This window comes from Pseudomonas floridensis (genome assembly GCF_002087235.1).
GTDB lineage: Bacteria > Pseudomonadota > Gammaproteobacteria > Pseudomonadales > Pseudomonadaceae > Aquipseudomonas > Aquipseudomonas floridensis.
Window position 1 is genome coordinate 1 of sequence record NZ_MUIO01000177.1, and the last position, 4133, is coordinate 4133.

Consider the following 4133-nt stretch of genomic DNA (forward strand, 5'->3'; position numbering starts at 1 on the left):
CCTGCGCGAGCTGGACGACCGGCGCGTCAGCATCCTTGCCAGCATCGAAGAGCAAGGCAAGCTGACCCCGGAACTGGCCCGCGACATCAAACTGGCCGACACCAAGACCCGTCTTGAAGACTTGTACCTGCCCTACAAACAGAAGCGCCGCACCAAAGGCCAGATCGCGCTGGAAGCCGGTCTGGGCGAGCTGGCCGACAGCCTGTTCAACGAACCGGCCCTGAGCCCTGACGCCGAAGCCGCCCGTTTCGTCGATGCCGACAAGGGCGTGGCCGATGTGAAGGCCGCGCTGGAAGGTGCCAAGTACATCCTGATGGAGCGCTTCGCCGAAGACGCGTCGCTGCTCGACAAGCTGCGCAATTTCCTCAAGCAGGAAGCCGTGATCAGCGCCCGCGTTGTGCCGGGCAAGGAAGAGGAAGGCGCCAAGTTCCGCGACTACTTCGAACACGACGAGCCGCTCAAGAGCATGCCGTCGCACCGCGCACTGGCGATTTTCCGTGGCCGCAACGAAGGTTTTCTCAGTTCCTCGCTGAAAGTCGGCGAAGAACTGCCGGGCACCCTGCACCCTTGCGAACTGATGATCGGCGAGCGCTTCGGCATTCAGAACCAGAACCGTCCTGCTGACAAATGGCTGGCCGAAGTGGTGCGCTGGACCTGGAAGGTCAAGCTCTACAGCCACCTGGAAACCGATTTGCTGGGCGAACTGCGCGACGGCGCGGAAACCGAAGCGATCAACGTATTCGCTCACAACCTGCATGACCTGTTGCTGGCTGCGCCTGCCGGTCAGCGCGCTACGCTGGGTCTGGACCCAGGCCTGCGCACTGGCTGCAAGGTTGCAGTCGTGGACGCTACCGGCAAGCTGCTCGACTACGCCACCGTCTACCCGCACGTACCCAAGAACCAGTGGGACCAGACCATCGCCGTGCTGGCCGCGCTGTGTGCCAAGCATTCGGTCGATCTGATCGCCATCGGCAACGGCACTGCCAGCCGCGAAACCGACAAGCTGGCGGCTGAACTGATCAAAAAATACCCAGGCCTCAAGATGACCAAGGTCATGGTGTCCGAAGCCGGCGCTTCCGTTTATTCGGCATCGGAACTGGCCGCCAAGGAATTCCCGGATCTGGATGTGTCGATCCGTGGCGCGGTATCCATTGCCCGTCGCTTGCAGGACCCGCTGGCAGAACTGGTGAAGATCGACCCTAAATCCATCGGTGTCGGTCAGTACCAGCACGACGTTTCGCAACTGAAACTGGCGCGAGGCCTGGACGCGGTGGTGGAAGACTGCGTGAACGCCGTGGGTGTGGACGTGAATACCGCGTCCGTTGCTCTGCTGGCGCGCATCTCCGGCCTGAACACTACGCTGGCGCAGAACATCGTTGCTCATCGTGACGAGAACGGTGCGTTCAAGACCCGCGCAGCGCTCAAGAAAGTCGCTCGTCTGGGTGAGAAGACCTTCGAACAAGCTGCGGGCTTCCTGCGTGTCATGAACGGCGACAACCCGCTCGACTCCTCGGCGGTTCACCCGGAAGCCTATCCGCTGGTGCAGCGCATCGCAGCGCAAACCGACCGTGACATTCGCTCATTGATCGGCGACGCCAGCTTCCTCAAGCGTCTGGACCCGAAGAAGTTCACCGACGAGACCTTCGGTCTGCCGACCGTCACCGACATTCTGCAGGAACTGGAGAAGCCGGGCCGCGACCCGCGTCCAGAGTTCAAGACCGCCGAGTTCCAGGACGGCGTCGAAGACCTCAAAGACCTGCAACTGGGCATGATCCTCGAAGGCGTTGTCACCAACGTCACCAACTTCGGTGCGTTCGTCGACATCGGCGTGCATCAGGACGGTCTGGTGCACATCTCTGCGCTGTCGGAGAAGTTCATCAAGGACCCACGCGAAGCGGTCAAGGCCGGTGATGTGGTGAAAGTGAAGGTCATGGAAGTCGACATTCCGCGCAAACGCGTCGGCCTGTCGATGCGCATGAGCGACACACCGGGCGAGAAGATCGACGGTGCCCGAGGCGCCCGCCCAGGCTCGTCGCCGCGCCAGCAGAACAGTGCGCCGCGCAAGGAGACGACCAGCGCCGCACCTGTCAACAATGCCATGGCTTCGCTATTCGCCAATGCCAAGCAGTTGAAGAAACGCTGATGGATATTCCTGAAGACCGGACCCACAGCGCCTTCTTCAAGATGCTGGGCTGTGAGCTGCGACGTCTGGATGAAGGCGTGGCCGAGGTTGCGTTGCCGCTGGAGGCGCACTTGCGCAATCGTGGCAACGTGATGCACGGCGGGGCGATCTTCAGCCTGGTCGATATCAGTATGGGGCTGGCCTGTTCCAGCTCCCATGGTTTCGACCAGCGCAGCGTGACCATCGAGTGCAAGATCAATTACGTACGCGGCGTGTCCGAAGGCGAAGTGCTATGCATCGCCAAGGTCCTGCACGCCGGACGCCGCACGCTGGTCGTGGAGGCCGAAGTTGTCCAGGGTGACAAACTGGTCGCCAAGGCTCAAGGTACCTTCGCCGTCATCTAAGCTTCTAATGAACATGGAACGAACGTTATCGCTGAGAACGGAATCTAGCTGTACGCGACCGATTTGGGTTAATTTCGGCACCATTAGCGTGGCGCCGAGTCCATTTGGTGGTACGACGAAGAGCTTTGATTGCGAACAGGCGTCAAAAGACCCAACCAGGCGAAAACGCCAGTTCCTTTCTTCACCCTTGTAGACCGTCAAGTCCACCCCCATATCGGGGCGACCGATGCGTGAAGGATTCCACCTTGAGCGAACTTTTAAACCGTCGTCTGGCTTTGCTCGGCGAGCGCAACAACCTCTCTCTGCTGGAGCAGTGCCTGCACGGTATCGAGCGCGAATGCCTGCGTGTGACCGATCAGGCACACCTGGCGCAGACGCCTCACCCGTCCGCTCTCGGCGCGGCACTGACCAATGGCCTGATCACCACCGATTACTCGGAATCGCTGCTGGAATTCATTACCCCGGCGCTGAAGGACCCGGTGCAGACACTCGCCAGTCTGGACAAGATTCACCGCTTCGCCTACAGCAAGCTGGGCCGCGAACTCCTCTGGAGTCCGTCGATGCCCTGCCCGCTGCCCGACGAAGAACATATACCGATTGCCTATTACGGCACGTCCAACATCGGCAAGCTCAAGTATGTGTACCGCAAGGGCCTGGCCCTGCGTTATGGCAAGACCATGCAGTGCATCGCCGGTATTCATTACAACTTCTCGTTGCCCGAAGACGCCTGGGCGCTGCTGAAGCAAACCGAAGATTTCGCCGGTGACGCACGCGATTACCAGTCGCACTCCTACATCGCGCTGATTCGTAACTTCCGCCGCTACAGTTGGCTGCTGATGTACCTGTTCGGCGCCTCGCCGGCGCTGGATGCAGGCTTCCTGCGCGGGCAACCGCACATGCTCGAGCAGTTCGATGGCGATACGCTTTACCTGCCCTATGCAACCAGCCTGCGCATGAGCGACCTGGGTTACCAGAGCAACGCTCAGGCCGATCTGACGCCGTGCTACAACGATCTGGTCAGCTACACCGACAGCCTGCGCAAGGCCGTTGCCACGCCCTATGCGCCTTATGTCGAAACCGGCACTCACGACGCCAACGGCGAATGGGTGCAGCTCAACACCAACGTGCTGCAGATCGAGAACGAGTACTACTCCAACATCCGTCCCAAGCGGGTGACCTACACCGGCGAGCGTCCGATTCAGGCACTGATGTCGCGTGGCGTGCAATACGTCGAAGTCCGCTGTCTGGACATCAACCCGTTTCTACCGACCGGCATCAGCCTGGAGCAGTCGCGCTTCATTGATGCCTTCGTGCTGTATTGCGCCCTTGAAGAAAGCCCGCAACTGGCCGGCCACGAGTGTTCAAACGCAGGCTCAAACTTCCTGACTGTGGTCAAGGAAGGGCGTCGCCCGGATCTGGAACTGCTGCGCAACAACGACCCGATCAAACTGAAGGACTGGGCCAACGAACTGTTGCAGAAAATCACGCCGATCGCGCAGTTGCTCGACGAAGCTCAAGGCACAGACGAGCATCTGAAATCGATGGCAGTGCAGCATGCGAAGGTTGCCGATGCATCGCTGACGCCTTCGGCGCAGGTGCTGGAAAGC

At 60.4% G+C, this 4133-nt stretch carries 3 protein-coding genes; all 3 read left to right on the forward strand.

Annotated features, from left to right (window positions below; all coding sequences use genetic code 11):
* A partial coding sequence (locus BZK31_RS27680) for a Tex family protein (RefSeq protein ID WP_102136529.1) occupies positions 1 to 2143 on the forward strand: 2143 nt, incomplete at its 5' end.
* On the forward strand, positions 2143 to 2526 hold the full coding sequence (locus tag BZK31_RS27685; RefSeq protein ID WP_083186367.1) for a PaaI family thioesterase: 384 nt from the start codon (positions 2143 to 2145) through the stop codon (positions 2524 to 2526). The genes BZK31_RS27680 and BZK31_RS27685, both read left to right, overlap by 1 nt.
* A 245-nt stretch (positions 2527 to 2771) precedes the next feature.
* The coding region (gshA, locus tag BZK31_RS27690; protein ID WP_083186368.1) for a glutamate--cysteine ligase at positions 2772 to 4133 on the forward strand (1362 nt) is incomplete at its 3' end.